Source organism: Cyanobium sp. Tous-M-B4, assembly GCF_024345395.1.
Lineage (GTDB): Bacteria > Cyanobacteriota > Cyanobacteriia > PCC-6307 > Cyanobiaceae > Cyanobium_A.
The window spans coordinates 190958-208388 of record NZ_JAGQBA010000004.1; the positions used below are offsets into that span (position 1 = coordinate 190958).

The window sequence follows — 17431 nt, forward strand, 5'->3', positions numbered from 1 at the left end:
TTGAAATTCGGCCAGTGGCTAGGCCTTTTGGCATTGGTGGCATCCCTGGTGCTGCTTTGGAGCTTGCGTCAGAGCCTGATTTACCTGTTTGCGGCTGTGGTGCTGGCTATGGCCCTTTGCACTCTGGTGGGATCAATCCGGTCCCGGTTGGGGTGCTCCAGGCCGCTGGCAGTTTTGCTCAGCCTTGGCACGGTCCTTCTGGTGCTGGCTGTGGCAGCCACCGTGGTGATCCCCCCTTTCGTTGACCAATTCAGCCAGTTGCTTGGCAAGTTGCCCGCAGCTGCCGAAACCCTGCTGAATCTCTTGAGAGACGCTCTATCGCAGGTTTCTCAAATGATTTATGGCAGCGGGGATGGCGGCCTCGCCTGGCTTCGAGAGGGACTGGTTGGTAGCGACCCTGGCACAACCCCAGGGCTCTCCCCCAGCCTGAGCAGCAGCTTGGGCAGCGGCGCCCTGCGCCTGCTTGGGCTTGCAGGTGGAGTTGGCACCGGTCTGTTGCAGATCCTATTTGTAGTTGCAGTTGCTGTGATGGTGGCTGTGCAGCCCACCGCCTACCTAGATGTGGGTGTGCTGCTAGTGCCATCTTTTTACAGGCGCCGCTTCCGTCAGGTCTTGGTGCAATGTGGCGATGCCCTAAGTGCCTGGATGGTGGGAGTGTTAATCAGCTCCCTTTGCGTGGGAATCTTGGCAGCAATCGGCTTGAGTTTGCTCGGGGTGAAGTTGGTGGCAGCAAACGCCCTGCTTGCAGGCCTGCTCAACATCATTCCCAACATCGGACCAACCCTAAGCACGGTTTTTCCGATGTCCGTTGCACTTCTAGATGCTCCCTGGAAAGCGGCAGCGGTGCTAGCGCTTTATGTCGCTGTGCAAAACCTGGAAAGCTATTTGATTACACCTTCGGTAATGCATCACCAGCTCAAGCTGCTGCCTGGCTTCACCCTCACGGCCCAGTTGCTGTTTACGGTTGTGTTTGGTCCGCTGGGGTTGCTGCTGGCCTTGCCTTTAGCCGTTTGCCTGCAGGTGATGGTGCGCGAACTGCTAATCCGCGACATCCTGGACCCATGGAAACGTCTGCGCCTGACAGGCTGACGCGATGAACGGCCGCACAGTGCTTGGAGCACTAGCCCTGATTGTCATTGGGCTGCTCACCTGGGAATTGCGTTGGGTGTTGCTGGTGCTGTTCGGCGCCGTGGTGCTGGCTGTTGCCCTTGATGTACCGATCACCCTGCTGCGGCGTCTTCTGCCCCTGAACCGCCCAGCTGCCCTGATTGTGGTGCTGGTTTCACTGGTGTTGCTCGGCGGGGTGCTGGGTCAGCTGTTGCTGCCTGAGCTGCTGGAGCAGATCAAACAATTGACCACCCTCTTGCCTGTCTTGGCTTTGCGGCTGAGCAGCCTGGCCCGCCAGGTGGACTGGCTACCTGATCTAGAGCAGCAGTTGATGGCACTTGGTACATGGGAGCGGCTCCAGCCCCTAGGCGGCCAGCTGCTTGGCCTGGCGGGCGGTGCTGCAAACACCACAATCCAGATGCTGTTGATGGCCTTGCTGGCGATTCTGCTGGCCCTGGATCCTCGCAGTCATCAAAAGGTGATTGTTTCCCTTACTCCCAGCTTCTGGCGGCCCCAGATGCAACATCTGCTGGGTGAATCCCGTCAGGCCCTGGGTGGCTGGCTCGCCGGCATGACCCTTTCTGCCGTGAGCGTGTTTCTGCTCACCTGGGCCGGGTTAGCCCTGTTGGGTGTGCCGTTGGCCCTATTGAGCGCCCTGGTGTGCGGTCTGCTTACCTTCGTACCAACGATTGGCCCCACCGCAGCCACCTTGTTGCCACTAGCGGTGGGGCTGCTGGTGTCACCAGCAAAAATGCTGCAGGTGTTAGTGCTGCGGCTCATTTTGCAAAATGCCGAAGCCTTTTTGCTTACGCCTGTGCTGCTACGGCGAACTGTGAATTTGCTACCCACCGTTGCCCTCACTGCCCAGCTATGCCTAGGAGCACTCCTTGGGCTGCCAGGAGTGCTACTTGCCTTGCCCTTAGTTGTTGTGCTACAAGTTCTCTTTGAAGAAGTATTGGTAAAGGAAGTGATGGATCACTGGAATTGATTGCTGTAATTGATCTCTGGACTACCACCAGGAGTGATCGGCAGAATAGTTACTAAGCTCTTTGGCGGTAGTGATGCAATAACGAAGGCAACAGCAATAGCACCGCGGTAGCAAGGAGATGATTGCGAATCGCTGCCGCCAAGGAAGTCAAGGTGAAGTGGTCTGCGAGTAGCTGCAGCTCGACTCGCAGATCCAGAAGAGCAAGCAGAGCAAGAAGGATTGGCACGAAGGAGCCTCCCAGGCTGCGCCGGCGCAGCTTTACAGCATGAGCAGGGGCCTGATTAGCGACGGGACAATACCGGTAGCAGGGTTGGAGCAACACCGATACTTGAATAAGCTCCCACCAAAATGCCAAAACTCAAGGCAATGGAGAACCAAAACAAAGTGCTACCACCAAAGAAAATGAGAGCAATCAAAGGCAGAAGGGTTGTAAGGGATGTGTAAACGGATCGGGTCAACGTACTGATCACCGCCTCATCCGCCTGATCCGCTAGGGATAAATCTTTGAGCTGGGCACGTTTCTCACGTATTCGGTCAAAGATGACCACGGTATCATTAACTGAGTAGCCAGCAATGGTAAGCAAGGCCACGGCAAAAAGGCTATTAACCTCTATACCAGCCAGCACTCCAAGCCATGCAAACAATCCACAAGTGATCAAAACATCATGACCCAGGCAAACAAGTGCCAATAATGCATAAACGCGGTCGTAGCGTAAGGAAATATATATGGATATGCCTACGAAACTAACTAACAAAGAAACCAAGCTGGCCCGTAGCAGCTGGGAGCCAAGGGTGGGGCCAATCGTGTCTACGGACAGACCCCCCGAGACCGTATCGCCGATTTGGCTCTTAATGGACTTGATCACCGTTTCTGACTGGGCAGGGCTCAGACTGGGCAGGCGCAAGACCAGTGAGCGTCCACCATCAAGAAGCTGGACTGTGGCTCCGTTTAGTGGTGGAGCAGGATCTGAGCCATCCACTGGCAGCTTCAAGGCGACCAGGCTTGCTTGAACCGAATCAGCAGCCAACGGGGCACAGGCTGGGTCGCAGCTGCGCTCAATTTGAATCTGAGTGCCGCCGGTAAAATCAAGCCCTGGGCGCAGTGGAGCTCGGATTGAGGGCGACAACCAGCTGACAGCCATTCCCAGCAAACTCAAAAGCAACGCCACTGTTGACAGGAGCCACAGCTGGCGGCGGTGGCGATTAACGCGGAAAGAAAACATCGGCTGGTGACTAGTTGGTGCCAGGGACATCTCAGGCAACCCCCTCTGAACGTTGAACAAGCGGAATGAAATAGTTGATGCGGCGTAAGCCGGGATAGCTCATCAGTACCCGCAGAAGTGTGCGGGTGCAAGTGAGGGAACTAAACAAACTAAGCAAAACACCAATTCCAAGCGTGACCGCAAATCCCTTGACAAGCCCCGTTCCCAAAGCGAATAAAGCGATGCAGCTTATTAGCGTAGTAACCTGGCCATCAAGGATGGATGAAAATGCAAGGGCGAAGCCAGTATCTATTGAGCGAATTAAGGTATTACCAGATCGCAGCTCCTCCTTGATCCGCTCAAAAATAAGCACGTTTGCATCTACTGCCATTCCAAGCGACAAGATGAATCCAGCAATCCCTGGCAGGCTGAGTGTGACAGGGATAAGGGCATAGACGGCTAAGTTGAATAGGCCGTAAAGGGATAGGGCGACTACCGCAACGAGCCCAGCCAATCGATAAACGATCACCATGAAAACAGCTACTAGCAGCAGGCCTGTAAGGGCTGCCACAAGGCTAGTACGAATGTTTTCAGCTCCTAATGAAGGCCCAACTGTGCGCACCTCGAGGATTTTTACTGGCAGCGGCAAGGAGCCCCCTCGGAGCTGAACCTCCAAATCCCGCGCCTGTTCGGCGGTGAAATTACCCGTGATACTTGCCGAGCCTCCAGTAATGCCCGCTGCCTTGAACTCAGGGCCAACGCTTGCCTCACTTATGGAGCGACCATCCAGAACAATGCCGAGCAAACGACCAGTGCCGGCGATCGACTGGGTAAGGCTGGCAAACTTATCGCCACCGTCCTTAGTGAAACCGAGTGTCACATCCCAGCCGGTGCCTGTTTGCTGCTGCTGGCGTCCTGCGGTGACAAGATCCTTGCCGCTGAGGCCAGCTGGTTCGAATAGGGCAACAATGTCAACGTTGATACGTTGCAGGTCTGCCTCTAGCTGATCACGATCAGCTTGTTTGGTGTCAGGGGTAGTTGGTTCATCCTGCTGGGAGTCAGCAGCTTCCTTAACAGGGCCATTTAGGCGGATTAAAAGTGCCGTTGCCTGACGTTTCAGGCTGAGCAATTCCTGCATCCGCTGCTCAGTACCCGGTTTTTGAGCCCGAAATTCAAGTAATGCTGTAGTGCCAAGAACCTTGGCGGCGCGTGACGGATCTTGCTCACCAGGCAGTTGCAGCACAAGCTGATCTTCCCCGACAGTTTGCAAGGTCGATTCAGCCACACCCAAACCATTAATGCGGCGGTCAAGCACTTCCTTGACAGCATCTAGCTGCTCCTTCTGGACAGTTTTGATGGCACCGGCCGGCAAGACCTGGAGGGTTAGTTGGCTGCCACCGCGCAGATCCAGTCCCAGGCGCTGGCCTAGGGGAGTCTCCGGTGTGTTCCAGCTAAAGAGCAAGGCCCCGGCCGCAATAGCCAAGGCAAGAATCAGGGCAAACCACCCCTGTTGACGAGCCATATCTAGATCTTTCCGGCGACGAGCTGCTGGGCCGCATCAACAATCTGATGGGGCTGAATGATGGTTAGGTTTTCCAGGGCACCGTTGTAGGGGGTGGGGATGTCCTGGGAAGACAACCGAATCGGCCGGGCATCTAGCTCATCAAAACAGTGTTCCGTAATTAAGGCGATCAATTCAGCCCCGATGCCGCCTGTCTTCATACATTCCTCTACCACAATCACCTTGTGGGTTTTGCGGATCGAGGCGGATATGGTCTCCATATCAAAGGGCTTCAGGCTGATCAGATCGATAAGCTCCACGCTCACACCAGCCTTCTCCAACTGCTCGACCGCCTTGAGACAGTGATGGCGCATGCGTGAGTAGGTAAGAATCGTGACATCCGATCCAGCCCTTACAACCTCGGCCTGGTCAAGGGCACAGATATAATCACCTTCCGGAATATCTTCGGAAAGGTTGTAAAGCAGCACATGCTCAAAAAAGAGCACGGGGTTGTTGTCGCGGATTGCGGCCTTCATCAGGCCTTTGGCATTGGTGGGAGTGCTCACCGCCACAATTTTGATGCCGGGTACGGCATGGAAATAGGCCTCAAGTCGCTGGCTGTGCTCAGCGCCCAGCTGGCGACCAACTCCGCCAGGACCCCTTACTACAGTAGGGATCGTGTAATTGCCGCCGCTGGTGTAACGCAACATCCCCATGTTGTTGGAGATTTGGTTGAAGGCCAGCAGCAGGAAGCCCATATTCATGCCCTCCACGATTGGGCGCAGCCCCGTCATCGCCGCACCAACTGCCATGCCAGTAAAGGCGTTTTCAGCTATCGGGGTGTCCAGCACCCGCAGCTCACCGTATTTCTCGTAGAGATCTTTGGTGACCTTGTAAGAGCCGCCGTATTGGCCGACGTCCTCACCCATCACGCAAACGTAAGGATCTCTAGCCATCTCCTCGTCGATGGCTTCCCGAAGGGCATTGAACAGCAGCGTCTCTGCCACGTCTGGGCTTGCACCATTTAGATGCCAACCTATCTCAGCCGCCGGCGGCGAAGGTTGAGAGCAGCAACACCGAAAGCAGCATGCCGGGGAGCAGCAGCGTTACCAGCAAACCCAGATCGTGGGGAGTCATGGAGAAAAGTTAGGGCTTTTCGCCCGCCTCGGCAGTGGCCGATCCGGAACCGGACACCAAGCTGCGCACGAACACCAATGCCAGACCAATGCCAATGAAGGCAAAGCTGAAGGTGGCAAGAAACGACATGCCAACAATCAGCGTCTTGAGAGCCGTGGCGATGCTCTGGGCAATCGCCGAGCCATAGCTGGGTGGATGCAGGGCGTAGTACGCCACCAATTTCTGGCTCAGACCCAAGGCCAGCCAGGCCAGCAGAGCAGCGGTGAGCGAGCCCGAGAGGAAACTCAGCGGCCCTTTACGGGGCGCTGGATCACTGGGCTTGATAGGGGATTCGGGATTGGTCACTGAAGCAGGCTGACACCCCGATCGCTGAAGCCACAACACCAAGACTCAAAGCCAGTCTGCTCAAATCGTTCGGCTAGGTCTGCATGGGCGCTGCGAGCTTGTTCCAGGTTGGAGAACAGGGCGAAAAGTGTTGGGCCAGAACCACTCATCGCAACTGCCAGGTGTTGCTCGCTCTGGCGCAGCAATGCCAGACCCTGGCGCACGGTTTCCACCTCTGGTTCCACCACGGCCTGCAGGTCGTTGCGCAGTGGTGGCCAGGTCCTATTCCCAGCGATGGCCCCTAGCAAGGGCGCCTGGCGTAGAGCCTGACGGCGCTGTTCAAAATCGGCTTCAGCCTCGAGATAGAAATCGCCGCGTAGCTCCTTGCAGCGTCCATAAGCCCAGGGCGTGCTGACACTCACCCCTGGGTGCTTGAGCAGCAGTAGCGCCGGAGGCTCGCTTGAATTGAAAGGCAAGGCTTCCAACAGCTCACCGCGGCCAAAGCAGAGCTGGGTGCCGCCATCAAGGCAAAACGGCATATCTGAACCAAGCTCAGCCGCCATGCTGTGCAGCTCCTGACTCTCAAAGCCCAGTCCCCATAGCTCGTTGAGACCAATCAGCGCCGCCGCTCCATTACTGGAGCCGCCCGCAAGGCCCGCCCCGATCGGGATGCGCTTCTCGAGCACGATCTGGGCGCCAAGCTCGGAAAAACCTGAGCGGGCGCGCAACATTTCACCTGCTTTGACGACCAAATTGCTGCCGTCAGTGGGCAGGTCGGCCCGATCGCACTGGAGGCTGATTTGGCCATCCGCCGTGGGCCGCAAACGCAGGCTGTCAGCCAGATCGATCGACTGCATCACCATCGCCAGCTCGTGGAAGCCATCGGGGCGCAGGCCAAGCACCTCCAAGTGCAAATTGATCTTGGCGGGGGCACGCACGCATAAATCAGCCATGGGTAGGGGCGGCAGCGGGCTCAGCAATGACCTGATTCAAGCTGCCCGCCAACGCCACCCAGGCTGCTGGCGCGATCTCCTGGGGCCGCTGCTGCAGGCCGATGCCAGCTGCTTCCGCCAACCGAGCAAGTTCAGCTTCGGGCAGCAGACCGGCCAGGGTATTGCGCATCATTTTGCGGCGAGCGGCAAAACAGCGCTTCAAAAGCATCTCCACCGTGCGGGCTAGTTGGGGCGCCAATTGCTGCTCCAGTGGCAGCGGCTCCAACAGGATCACTTCCGAATGCACTTGCGGCGGCGGCTGAAAACAGCGCGGTGGCACGGCACACACGGAGCGGCAGTTGGCCAGCAGCTGCATGCGCACGCTCAGAGCTGAAAAGGCGCTGGCGCCAGGCTCACTGCGGATCCTCTCCCCTACCTCCCGCTGCACCAGCAGCACTAGGCGGTCGTAGGGATGGGCCACCGGGCGATCGAGCCGGCCCACCAGCCGCTCTAGTAGGGGGCCGGTGATGTTGTAGGGAATGTTTGCCACAACCTTGTTGGCGGCTGGCAGCTCCACTGTCAGCACATCCCCCGAGGTGAGCTGGAAGCGCGGCTGGTCGCCAAAGCGTTCCTGCAGGCCCAGCACCAGATCGCGGTCAAGCTCCACTGCAGCCACTGCTGCCGCCGGCGTAGCCAGCAGCCGCTCGCTGAGAGCTCCCCGGCCCGGCCCCACCTCCAACACCCGATCACAGGCTTCAAGCTCTGCGGCCGCCACGATGCGCGCGAGCACCGTCTGATCTATCAACCAGTGCTGGCCGAAGCGCTTGCGGGCGCGGTGGGCAGTAAATGTCATCTTGAAGTCGTCAGGTATCCACAATGGCTGTTGCCCCAGATCCAGCCATTCATTCGCAGACCATTCATTCGCAGACATTGATTTGCGCGGCGGCCATGGTTGCCGCTCTGCCGTTCCTGACCATCCCCGCTCAAGCAGGCAGCGTCACCGCATCCTCGATCTGGGACAAAAGCAACGCGATTGAACGGGCCCGGCAGCAGCTTCCATCTGGTGCGGTTGTTACCGCTGAGCGTTGCCAGGAGACGGAGGTCGGGATGGGCAACTATCGCTACCTATGCACTGTCGAATTCAGCCAGCCAGTTCCGGCGGCCACTACCGATCAGTGATCGGCACGGATCCAGCGGACAGGTCCGGGCGCCGGTGCCAGGGGCACCAAGGCAAAGACCAGCTCCACCGAGCTCTCCGCCCAAACCGGATGGTCCTCCAGCCAGCAGTGCCAGGCACGCTCCAAGCGCTGACGCTTGCCGCGGCGCAAGGCGCCGGCACCCCAACTATCTGGCCCACAACGGCTGCGACCTTTCACTTCCACCACCAACAGGCGACCTCCTTTTTCCAGCACTAGATCCAGTTCTCCCCAGCGACATGTCCACTGGCGGGAGAGCAACCGCCAACCGCTGCCGAGCAGTAGGCGCAGCACCCGCTGCTCGGCCCAGTCGCCCCGGCGGCGTGCAGTGGTGCGAGCCATTGGTTTGGAGCAGTAGCCCCCAGGGTTCCCACGCAGTGCGCTGCTAGGTGCCCTGCCTAGGCTGGAAATACTCATCCAGCTGTCATGTTGCCACTTTTATCTTCCGGTCGATCCAGTTCCGGTCGTTCTCCGCGCAGCCTGGCCGGCGGGGTGCTGGCGCTGTTGTTCGCCCTGGCCAGCGCCATCGGCTTGGCCTTGGTCTCCCCCCTGCCCGCCCAGGCAGCCATGGATGTGGCCAAACAGGTACTAATTGGCGCTGATTTTCATGACCAGGATCTGAGGGGTGCCACCTTCAACCTCACAAATCTGCGGGATGCCACCTTTGCCGGCTCCGACCTGCAGGGGGCCAGTCTGTTTGGCGCCAAGCTTCAGGACGCTGACCTAAGCAACACCAACCTGAAAGAGGCAACGCTCGATTCGGCGATCTTCGATGGCACCAACCTCACCAATGCAGTGCTGGAAGACGCTTTTGCCTTCAATACCAAATTCACAAATGTGGTGATTGAGGGGGCAGATTTCACCAATGTGCCCTTGCGGGGTGATGCGCTCAAAACCCTTTGTGGTCTTGCCAGTGGGACCAACCCGGTGACCGGCCGCGACACCCGCGCCAGCCTGGGCTGCAGCTGAGAGCTAATCGATGAGCTTCGACGCCCGTAGTCGCGAACGCCTCCAGGCGCTGGGCCGCAGCCTGCCCCAACCCCTACCTAAGCCTGAGCCGCTTCAGCAAAGCCAAACCAAGGCCAGCGATAGACGCCACAAGGTGGAGCTGGAGCAAAACCCGGAGGCCCTGTTCCGGGAGCTGATGCAGGTCAGCCCCGATGGCACGGTGCCGACCCACCTGATGGAGCGGCTGCGAGAGCTTGAGAGCCGCCGCCAGAGCGCTACCCCTGCGCCGGCGCCAACCATTGCCGCCAGCCCCACCAAGCTCCGTGGTCGCAACACCGCTGGGCGGGCCGATCGGCGCACCGCAGCTGAATATGGCGATCTATACACCGCCTTTCAGCAATTGCTGCTGGAGGACGAGGAGGACATCCCCTCAGCTATTGATAAGTGATGGCTCCACCCCTTTCCAGCGATCCCAGCCTGGCTGCCTTCGGCTCCAGCCTCACCGCCATCACCCTGGCCGAGCTGGGCGATAAAACCTTTTTCATGGCGCTGATCCTGGCGGTGCGCCACCGCGCCCGCTGGGTATTTATTGGCTCATTTGCCGCCCTAACCGCGGTCACCCTGATCTCCCTGGCCCTTGGATACGGCTTGCGGGAGCTGCTACCCCAAAGCCTGGTGCCCTGGCTGGCCGCCGTGCTCTTCCTCAGCTTTGGCATCAAGCTGCTGATCGATGCCCAGGGCATGGCTGCCAATGCGGCTACCGAGGAGAAGGCGGAGGCTGAGCAGGCGATCAATACGGCGGAAAGCAGTAAGGCCTTCAACACGGCCTGGGCCGTGATCTGGGAGGCCTTCGTGCTGGTGTTTATCGCTGAGCTAGGCGACCGAACCCAGTTCACCACGATTTTTATGGCCACTGCGCCGGCCCAGGTATTCAGCTTTGGCGGCCTGCTCGCCGGCACGCTGTTAGGTCATGCCCTGGTCACCTGGCTGGCCGTAGGCGCCGGCAAGTGGATTGGTCAATGGGTGAATGAGCGCCTGCTCTATCGCCTCAGTGGCGGCCTGTTTCTGGTGTTTGGTCTGGCGGCCTTGAGCCAGGCCCTGAGCTGATCCATTCCCCGTATGGTGCCCCCATACTTTCGCCACAGGGTTTAGGGAGCTCCACCATGACCATTCGCATCGGCATTAACGGTTTTGGCCGCATCGGCCGCCTTGCTTTTCGCCGTGCCATGACCCTGGCGGACGTGGAGATAGTTGGTATCAACGACCTGATTGAGGTCGACTACCTGGCCTACATGCTCCGTTACGACTCCACCCACGGCCGCTTCCAGGGCGAGGTGGCCGTCGAAAACGGCCAGCTGATGGTGAATGGCCAGGTAATCCGTATCAGCGCCGAGCGAGATCCAAATAACCTCAAGTGGGGTGAGGTTGGCGCCGACTACGTGCTTGAAAGCACCGGTTTTTTCCTCACCGACGACTCTGCCCGCGCTCACATCAATGCTGGCGCCAAGCGTGTGGTGATGAGCGCTCCCTCCAAAGACGCCACACCAATGTTCGTGATGGGCGTGAACCACAGCAGCTACGCCGGGCAGGACGTGGTTTCCAATGCCAGCTGCACCACCAATTGCCTGGCCCCTGTCGCCAAGGTGTTGCACGACAACTTCGGCATCGTCAATGGCTTGATGACCACGGTGCATGCCACCACCGCCACTCAGAAAACCGTGGATGGCCCTTCGGTGAAGGACTGGCGTGGCGGCCGCGGCGCGGCCCAAAACATCATCCCCAGCTCCACCGGTGCCGCTAAGGCGGTTGGCCGGGTGATCCCCGAGCTCAACGGCAAGCTCACCGGCATGGCCTTCCGCGTGCCCACCCCGGATGTGTCGGTGGTGGACCTCACCGTGAACCTGGCCAAACCCGCCAGCTACGACCAGATCAAGGCCGCCATGAAGGCCGCCAGCGAAGGCCCCATGGCCGGAATTCTTGGCTACACCGAAGACGAGGTGGTGAGCACCGACTTTCTGGGCGAGAGCTGCACCTCGGTGTTTGATGCCGGTGCCGGCATCGCCCTCACCGACACCTTCGTGAAGGTTGTGGCTTGGTACGACAACGAGTGGGGTTACAGCTGCAAGTGCCTCGACCTGATGCGCCACATGGCCAGCGTGGGATAGGGCCGGCTCAGATCCGGGAGCTGCCCCAGCGCGGCTGACCGTGGGACAGGCCGGGCACTGGAGAAGGGTCATGCCCTTTTCTGCCCATGGCCTGTGCCGCTGTGATCTCCCTGCTTGAACCCTGCCAATCCCGCCAGGGGCACTGGCTGCTGCCAGATGCCGGCTTCCCCCAGCAGCTCGCCAGCTTGCTTGGCTCGCCCCTGCGCAGCAGCGGCAGGCCTCCCAGCAGCTGGCAGGAGCTGCATGCTGTTTTCTTACCCCTGGCGCCGCTGCCAGCACCGGAAACCCTTTCCCCAACACCTGCTGCTACCTACCGCTACCTGATCTGCCTGGACCGGCGCGGTGGCCGCCTGTCCTGCTGGCGCCGCTATCCGGAAGGGCTGGGCTGGCAACGCCGTTGCGGTCCGATGCCGCTGGCACTGTTCATACGTCGCTTCAACCAGCGCCTAACCTCCACCCCATGACCGGCAATCTCCAGGCGATCGGCTTTTTGTTCAGCTGGGTGCTCGGCTGGGGCATCGGCGGCTCCCTGATCGATGCGGGACTAATCCAGGCCGGCGTCTATTCCCTCGAAACCGGCCAGCTCGGCACCCTCACCACCTTCGTGTTGTGGACCTTGCTGTGGGGCGCCGCTGGCGCCTGGCTCTACCGCCGCTTCACCACCACCACGCCCGAGTCCGGCGAGCCCGACTAAAACAGCGCGGCAGTACGCCTGAACTAGTGTGGCTTGACCCGCGGCGCGCGCCTGGCACACCCAGCCCATCCAGCCTCCTCGCCATTGCCGGGCAGGGCCAGTCTCAATGCCCAGCTAATCCGTTGCCGCGCCAGCACGGTGTTGCTGCGGGTGAGTGGTGAATCGATGCAGGCAGCCGGAATCGACCACGGCGACCTGCTGATCGTCGATCGAGGCCTGGAGCCCCGCCCCGGCCAGATCGTGGTGGCCTGCCTAGATGGCTGCTTCACCCTTAAACGGCTAGTAGCCCACCAAGGCCGGCTACGACTGGAGGCAGCCCACCCGGCCTACCCGCCCCTAGAGCTGGATTGCTTTGATGGCGCTCGCATCTGGGCGGTGGCCCTGCACGTGGTCCGCACGCTCGAACCTGGCTGGGGTGTGCCGTAAAGCGCCATGACCTGCGAACCCTGGAGTAGCCGCCGCCAGGCAATCGTGCTGATCGACGGCAACAACTTCTACGCCTCCTGCGAAGCGGTGCTGGATCCCGCCGTGCTGGGGAGGCCGTTGGTGGTGCTCTCCAATAACGACGGTTGCATCGTGTCGCGCAGCGCCGAGGCCCGAGCCCTCGGCATCCGCATGGGCCAGCCCTACTTTCAGGTGCGGCGCGAGCTGGAGCGCCAGGGCGTGGTGGTGCGCAGCTCCAACTACGCCCTCTACGCCGATATGAGCCAGCGGCTGATGGCCACCCTGGAGCCCTGGGTGGAAGCGCTGGAGATCTATTCGATCGATGAAGCTTTCGGCCAGCTAAGCCGGCCCGCCGACCAGCGCAGCCTGCACGATTGGGGCCGGCAGCTGCGTCACCACGTGCTCTGCCAGCTCGGCCTACCGGTGGCGGTAGGCATCGGCCCCAGCAAGGTGCTGGCCAAGCTCGCCAACCGACTTGCCAAGACGACGGCCAGCGCCACGGGTGTCTTCGACCTCGGCAGCATGGATGACCCCGATCCCCATCTAGCAGCGGTCGCCATCGAGGATGTCTGGGGTATGGGCCGCCAGCTCTCCCGCTGGTGCCGCCTGCGCGGCATCGCCGATGCCAAGGCTCTGCGCGACATGCCCAGTGGCGAACTGCGCCGCCGCTGCGGCGTGGTGGGACTGCGCCTGCAGCAGGAGTTGCGGGGTATGGCCTGCCTACCCCTAGAGACCCTGCCGGCCGCCAAGCGGGAAACCTGCGTGAGCCGCAGCTTCAGCCAGCCGATCACCAGCCAGAGCGAACTGAGGGAGGCGGTTGCTACCTACCTGAGCCGGGCAGCGGAGAAATTGCGGCGGCAACAGCAACGGGCTGGTGCCATCACGGTGTTCGTGCGCAGCAACCCCTTCAACGGCACCAGTTTTTACAGCAACAGCGCCACGGTGAGCCTGCCACTAGCCAGCAATGACACCGCCGTACTGCTGCAGGCAGCCCTACCCCTATTGGCAGTGCTGTTCAAACCCCACAAGCCCCTGCACAAAGCGGGGGTGCTGCTGCAGCAACTGCAGGGAGAGGAGACCCTCCAGCACAACTTGCTGCTGCCACTGCCCTTAGAGCAGCAACACCGTCGCACAGCCCTGATGGCGACCATCGACCAGCTCAATCGCCACTACGGCAGCGGCACCGTGCAATGGGCAGCCGCGGGACTGCAAACCCCTTGGCGGATGCGGCGCTCACGACTGTCTGGGGCGGCCACCACTCGCCTAGACGCCATCCCGGTGGTGCGGGCCTGATCACTGCGGGCCTGATCACAATGGCAACAAGGCCGCTTCGATCATGGCGGCAGTAACGGCGATCGTCTCCTGTTCATCGGCATTGTCGAGGTAGTCCTCAAACGAGGCATAGCGCCGGATGCACGGAGGAGCGCTGGCAGCGGCGCAGGCATCAGCCCAGCTGATGTCTTCAGGCTGCACGGAGAGATAGGCGCTGAGAGCTTCCTCAAGATCGCTACCATCGCCGATGGCCTCACCGTCCCAGAACACCTCGAAAAACCCCATGGAACCAGGGTGGCTCAGAAGGTGCGCAGCGTATCCGGGGATCACCACGGGGAGGAGTAGACCAAGGGCGACTGTGACGGGCCCATGACCCCATTACCTAAAGCGCCCGGCAAAACCTGGTGGGAACACCAGCGCACCGGGCTATCGAAGTTGGTGGCGGCACTGGCTTTCATCGTGGTCGCACTCACCCAGAGCCACTGGGAGCTGGAGCATGAGAATGTGGCCACCTTCCTGTTCAGCACCGGCCTTGGCCTGGCCGCCATTGGAGCGACAGGGCGGATCTGGTGTTCATTTTTTATCTCCGGCCGCAAGGATGGAGAGCTGGTCACTGAAGGGCCCTACTCGATCAGTCGCAACCCGTTATATGTATTCAGCTGCATTGGTTTAGTGGGGGTGGGACTTAGCACCGAAACACTCACATACCCGCTGCTTTTTCTGGTTATATTTGGTCTTTATTACCCGGGGATCATGGCTCGGGAGGAAAGACGGCTCGAAGAACTATTCGGCGAGTCCTTCCGCCAATACCGGCAGCGGGTGCCACGCTTCTGGCCCAATCGCGGGCTCTACAGCGAGCCAGCGAGTTGGAGCAGCAACCCGCGTCTGTTTCGCCGCCACATCCTCAGCGACATCTGGTTTGTATGGATTGCGGCAATCATTGAATTGGTGGAGGGCTTGCGCAACGTTGGCTTGCTACCCCACCTGCTGACGCTCTGGTGAAATCACCACCAATCATCCCAGAAAGGGCCACCAAAATGATCGTCATAGGCTGGTTCCACAGTCCAAGTTGGAGTGGGGCCACCTGCCTGTGGCGGTTTCGGAGGGCCGGAGAGAGTTTCGGCGTTGATGCCGGGAATCGGCACCACCCCACAGGGGCACTGACACAGACCATCTGGGCCGATCACGCCCTGGCTGGGTTGCTCACAGCTGCAGGGGCAGGGTTGGGCAAGCGCGGCAGGGGTAAGCCACAAAGGCAGCAGTAAAGATGGCAGTAAAAACAGGGAAAGTGGGGGAAGAAACATCAAAGCGAGGGGAAAAAAGAGTGCTGAAAAGGTCTTATGGCAAGACAGAGGTGGTTACAGCTAATTAAGCCGCCGGTTGAGCCATCACCTCCTCGTAGCCAGCGCGGCGCTGGGAGTCGAGGTGTTCGAGATGTTTACGTTCGTTGTAATAGAGCTCCTGAAAGCGCAGGGCGTCGCTGTTGAGTTCGCTGAAGAGGGCCTCGATGCGCGATTCCATATCGCTCAGCGGTGCCAGGCCTGAGGCCGTGGCCCGGGCCTCCTCCCTTTCTTGCTCTAGCAGCAGGGCAATACAACGCTCCAGGGTCTCAAGACGCTGACTGCTCCAGGCATCCAGCAGATGCCGGCAGCGCTTGACACTCTTCTGGCGCTCCAGAGATGCCGTAGCACCGCGCAACTGAAGCAGAGGCTGGCTGAAAGCCATGCGCTGCAGCTCATTAGGCTCCAGCAAGGGCGTCAGCCTGGAGAGCAGGGCGCTCTGCTCCACCACCAGCTGATCACCCAGCAACCGGGGCAAATCAAGATCGGCGAGGTCTGAGCCAGGGTCGTGGCCGCGGTTGATCGCCTCGAGCCGGCCCACACCGAGGTTGACCTCCTCTAGGCCGCTAATCGCAGCCCAAAGCAGGCGGTGGTGCTTCAGGGCGAAATCATCGAGTTCGCGCTGCCGCAACTCCACCCGGATCGCACTGCGGTAATTGGGGCAGTGCAGATACATCCGCAACACCTCCGCCTCTGCCCGCTCCCGAAGCCCAGCCTCACCCGGCAGCTCCCACTTCTGGGAACGTCCATGCCAGCGCTGGCCTTTGACCTGCTGCCGCAGATCGTCTTCCAGCTGGATCGCCAGACGGGCCTGACCACCGCTGAGGCGCTCGGCCACCCGCTGCAGATAGTGGCTGCGCACTGCGCTCTGGGGCAGCTTGCCAAGCAGGGCAACAAGGGCCGTCACCGCAAGCTGGAACTGGTCGGGACGGGCTAGATCTCGGCCCTCGAGCACCTGCTCGATCTGCCAATCGAGCCAGAGCGGCGCCTGATCAAGCAGGGCTCGGTAATCGCCGGCACCCTGGCTCTTGAGGAACTCATCGGGATCCTTGCCGGAGGGCAGCTGCAGCACCCGCAGCTCCAGCTGGCCCTGCAAGGCCAGCTGCTCCACTTCACCGATGGCCCGTTGGGCAGCGCGCACACCGGCGCCATCGCTATCGAAGTTGAGAACAATCCGCCGCCCTTCGCAGCAGCGGCAGAGCTGGGTGATCTGCTGGCTGCTTAGGGCAGTACCAAGGGACGCCACCGCATTGGTGATACCGGCGGCGTGCAGGGCGATCACGTCGAAGTAGCCCTCTACCACCACGGCTCGGTCGTCCTTGCGGATCGAAGCCGCGGCTTTATCGAGCCCAAAGAGATGCTTGCCCTTCTCGAACACCTCAGTCTCCGGAGAGTTGAGGTACTTGGGCTCGCCGCCATCGAGGCTGCGGCCACCGAAACCGATCACCCGCCCCTGGCGGTCCTTGATCGGCACCATTACCCGGCCGCGAAAGCGGTCGTAGAAACCGCGGCCGTCCTGGGAACTGGCGCCCTTGCGTGGCACCACTAGGCCAGCCTCCTCCAGCAGCTCAGGTCCCAGCCCCTCCACCTGCTGCAGGTGGCTGAGCAGGCCATCCCAACGGTCGGGAGCAAAGCCGAGCTCGAAGGCTTCCAGGGTGGCTTCACTCAGGCCACGACTTTCGCGCAGATAGGTGAGAGCGGCGGCTCCCTCAGGGGCGCGCAATTGGCTGCGGAACCAACCAGCCGCCAGGGTGAGTACCCGGTGCAGCTGTTCGCGGCGGGAGAGCTGCTTGCGCAGCCGCTCCTGCTGGGGGCCATCGAGGGTCTCGATTGGCAGCTGGTATTTGCGCGCCAGCTCCAGCACCACATCGCTGAAGCTCTGACGCTGGTGCTCCATCAAAAACTTGATGGCATTGCCGCCGGCACCACAGGAGAAGCAGTAGTAGAACTGCTTTGCCGGGGACACCGTCATCGACGGCGATGTGTCGTCGTGGAAGGGACAAATGCCTACGTACTCACGCCCCTTCTTTTTGAGCACCACGTGCTCGCCCACCACATCAACGATGTCAGCCCGCTCCTTGACGGCCTCAATCGTGCGGGGGTGGAGACGCGGCAGGCTCAAGGAAGGGGCTAGTTGCGGTGGGCGCTGAAGCGAAGCCTGATTCTGACCGGGGGAGGCAA

Annotated in this window: 21 protein-coding genes; 12 read left to right on the plus strand and 9 right to left on the minus strand. The window is 60.6% G+C overall.

Annotation, left to right across the window (positions count from 1 at the left end):
• The gene (locus KBY73_RS09465) at nucleotides 1–1089 is read left to right on the plus strand and encodes an AI-2E family transporter (RefSeq protein ID WP_254936837.1); all 1089 of its coding nucleotides are present in this window, start codon (nucleotides 1–3) and stop codon (nucleotides 1087–1089) included.
• A 4-nt stretch (nucleotides 1090–1093) separates the two neighbouring features.
• A complete protein-coding gene (locus KBY73_RS09470; RefSeq protein WP_254936838.1) occupies nucleotides 1094–2095 on the plus strand; it encodes an AI-2E family transporter in 1002 nt (333 codons plus the stop codon).
• A gap of 281 nt (nucleotides 2096–2376) precedes the next feature.
• Here the strand turns inward: KBY73_RS09470 and secF are convergent, their stop codons facing one another.
• The 6 genes from secF to rsmA form a co-directional block, all read right to left on the minus strand.
• On the minus strand, nucleotides 2377–3318 hold the full coding sequence (secF, locus tag KBY73_RS09480; protein ID WP_254936839.1) for a protein translocase subunit SecF: 942 nt from the start codon (nucleotides 3316–3318) through the stop codon (nucleotides 2377–2379).
• Nucleotides 3319–3349: 31 nt separating this feature from the next.
• Complete coding sequence (secD, locus tag KBY73_RS09485; RefSeq protein ID WP_254936840.1) at nucleotides 3350–4819, minus strand: protein translocase subunit SecD; 1470 nt, start codon at nucleotides 4817–4819, stop codon at nucleotides 3350–3352.
• A 2-nt stretch (nucleotides 4820–4821) separates the two neighbouring features.
• Nucleotides 4822–5805 carry a pyruvate dehydrogenase complex E1 component subunit beta gene (locus KBY73_RS09490; RefSeq protein ID WP_254936841.1) on the minus strand — a complete coding sequence of 328 codons (984 nt, stop codon included), beginning with the start codon at nucleotides 5803–5805 and terminating at the stop codon, nucleotides 4822–4824.
• Nucleotides 5806–5944: 139 nt separating this feature from the next.
• Nucleotides 5945–6280: a DUF3082 domain-containing protein gene (locus KBY73_RS09495; RefSeq protein ID WP_254936842.1), complete on the minus strand. Its 336-nt coding sequence runs from the start codon at nucleotides 6278–6280 to the stop codon at nucleotides 5945–5947.
• Entirely contained in the window at nucleotides 6277–7212 is a 936-nt protein-coding gene (gene ispE, locus KBY73_RS09500; protein WP_254936843.1) for a 4-(cytidine 5'-diphospho)-2-C-methyl-D-erythritol kinase, read from the minus strand. The genes KBY73_RS09495 and ispE overlap by 4 nt, the downstream gene beginning before the upstream one ends.
• Nucleotides 7205–8044 (minus strand): 16S rRNA (adenine(1518)-N(6)/adenine(1519)-N(6))-dimethyltransferase RsmA, encoded by an 840-nt coding sequence (rsmA, locus tag KBY73_RS09505; protein ID WP_254936844.1) that lies wholly within the window; start codon nucleotides 8042–8044, stop codon nucleotides 7205–7207. The genes ispE and rsmA overlap by 8 nt, the downstream gene beginning before the upstream one ends.
• A gap of 23 nt (nucleotides 8045–8067) precedes the next feature.
• Here rsmA and KBY73_RS09510 point away from each other — a divergent pair, with 23 nt between their 5' ends.
• Nucleotides 8068–8370, plus strand: a complete 303-nt coding sequence (locus KBY73_RS09510) for a hypothetical protein (RefSeq protein ID WP_254936845.1) — start codon at nucleotides 8068–8070, stop codon at nucleotides 8368–8370.
• On the opposite strand, the gene KBY73_RS09515 is transcribed toward KBY73_RS09510, so the two are convergent.
• Nucleotides 8364–8729: a YraN family protein gene (locus tag KBY73_RS09515; RefSeq protein WP_254936846.1), complete on the minus strand. Its 366-nt coding sequence runs from the start codon at nucleotides 8727–8729 to the stop codon at nucleotides 8364–8366. The genes KBY73_RS09510 and KBY73_RS09515 overlap by 7 nt on opposite strands.
• 84 nt (nucleotides 8730–8813) lie before the next feature.
• Between KBY73_RS09515 and KBY73_RS09520 the strand changes: the two genes are divergently transcribed.
• The 8 genes from KBY73_RS09520 (at nucleotide 8814) to KBY73_RS09555 (ending at nucleotide 13931) form a co-directional block, all read left to right on the plus strand.
• Nucleotides 8814–9356 (plus strand): pentapeptide repeat-containing protein, encoded by a 543-nt coding sequence (locus tag KBY73_RS09520; RefSeq protein ID WP_254936847.1) that lies wholly within the window; start codon nucleotides 8814–8816, stop codon nucleotides 9354–9356.
• A 10-nt stretch (nucleotides 9357–9366) separates the two neighbouring features.
• Complete coding sequence (locus tag KBY73_RS09525) at nucleotides 9367–9783, plus strand: hypothetical protein (protein WP_254936848.1); 417 nt, start codon at nucleotides 9367–9369, stop codon at nucleotides 9781–9783.
• The gene (locus KBY73_RS09530) at nucleotides 9783–10442 is read left to right on the plus strand and encodes a TMEM165/GDT1 family protein (protein WP_254936849.1); all 660 of its coding nucleotides are present in this window, start codon (nucleotides 9783–9785) and stop codon (nucleotides 10440–10442) included. Before KBY73_RS09525 ends, KBY73_RS09530 begins: the two co-directional genes overlap by 1 nt.
• 56 nt (nucleotides 10443–10498) lie before the next feature.
• Nucleotides 10499–11500: a type I glyceraldehyde-3-phosphate dehydrogenase gene (gene gap, locus KBY73_RS09535; protein ID WP_254936850.1), complete on the plus strand. Its 1002-nt coding sequence runs from the start codon at nucleotides 10499–10501 to the stop codon at nucleotides 11498–11500.
• An 86-nt stretch (nucleotides 11501–11586) separates the two neighbouring features.
• Nucleotides 11587–11964: a hypothetical protein gene (locus tag KBY73_RS09540; RefSeq protein ID WP_254936851.1), complete on the plus strand. Its 378-nt coding sequence runs from the start codon at nucleotides 11587–11589 to the stop codon at nucleotides 11962–11964.
• Nucleotides 11961–12194, plus strand: a complete 234-nt coding sequence (locus tag KBY73_RS09545) for a hypothetical protein (RefSeq protein ID WP_254936852.1) — start codon at nucleotides 11961–11963, stop codon at nucleotides 12192–12194. Before KBY73_RS09540 ends, KBY73_RS09545 begins: the two co-directional genes overlap by 4 nt.
• 33 nt (nucleotides 12195–12227) lie before the next feature.
• On the plus strand, nucleotides 12228–12620 hold the full coding sequence (locus KBY73_RS09550) for a LexA family protein (protein WP_396096911.1): 393 nt from the start codon (nucleotides 12228–12230) through the stop codon (nucleotides 12618–12620).
• A 6-nt stretch (nucleotides 12621–12626) separates the two neighbouring features.
• On the plus strand, nucleotides 12627–13931 hold the full coding sequence (locus KBY73_RS09555) for a Y-family DNA polymerase (protein ID WP_254936853.1): 1305 nt from the start codon (nucleotides 12627–12629) through the stop codon (nucleotides 13929–13931).
• 15 nt (nucleotides 13932–13946) lie between these two features.
• Here KBY73_RS09555 and KBY73_RS09560 read toward each other — a convergent pair whose 3' ends face one another.
• On the minus strand, nucleotides 13947–14195 hold the full coding sequence (locus KBY73_RS09560) for a hypothetical protein (protein WP_254936854.1): 249 nt from the start codon (nucleotides 14193–14195) through the stop codon (nucleotides 13947–13949).
• An 84-nt stretch (nucleotides 14196–14279) separates the two neighbouring features.
• Between KBY73_RS09560 and KBY73_RS09565 the strand changes: the two genes are divergently transcribed.
• Nucleotides 14280–14912, plus strand: a complete 633-nt coding sequence (locus tag KBY73_RS09565) for an isoprenylcysteine carboxylmethyltransferase family protein (RefSeq protein WP_254936855.1) — start codon at nucleotides 14280–14282, stop codon at nucleotides 14910–14912.
• A gap of 366 nt (nucleotides 14913–15278) precedes the next feature.
• On the opposite strand, the gene dnaG is transcribed toward KBY73_RS09565, so the two are convergent.
• The gene (gene dnaG / locus KBY73_RS09570; protein WP_254936856.1) at nucleotides 15279–17372 is read right to left on the minus strand and encodes a DNA primase; all 2094 of its coding nucleotides are present in this window, start codon (nucleotides 17370–17372) and stop codon (nucleotides 15279–15281) included.
• Nucleotides 17373–17431 lie beyond the last annotated feature (59 nt).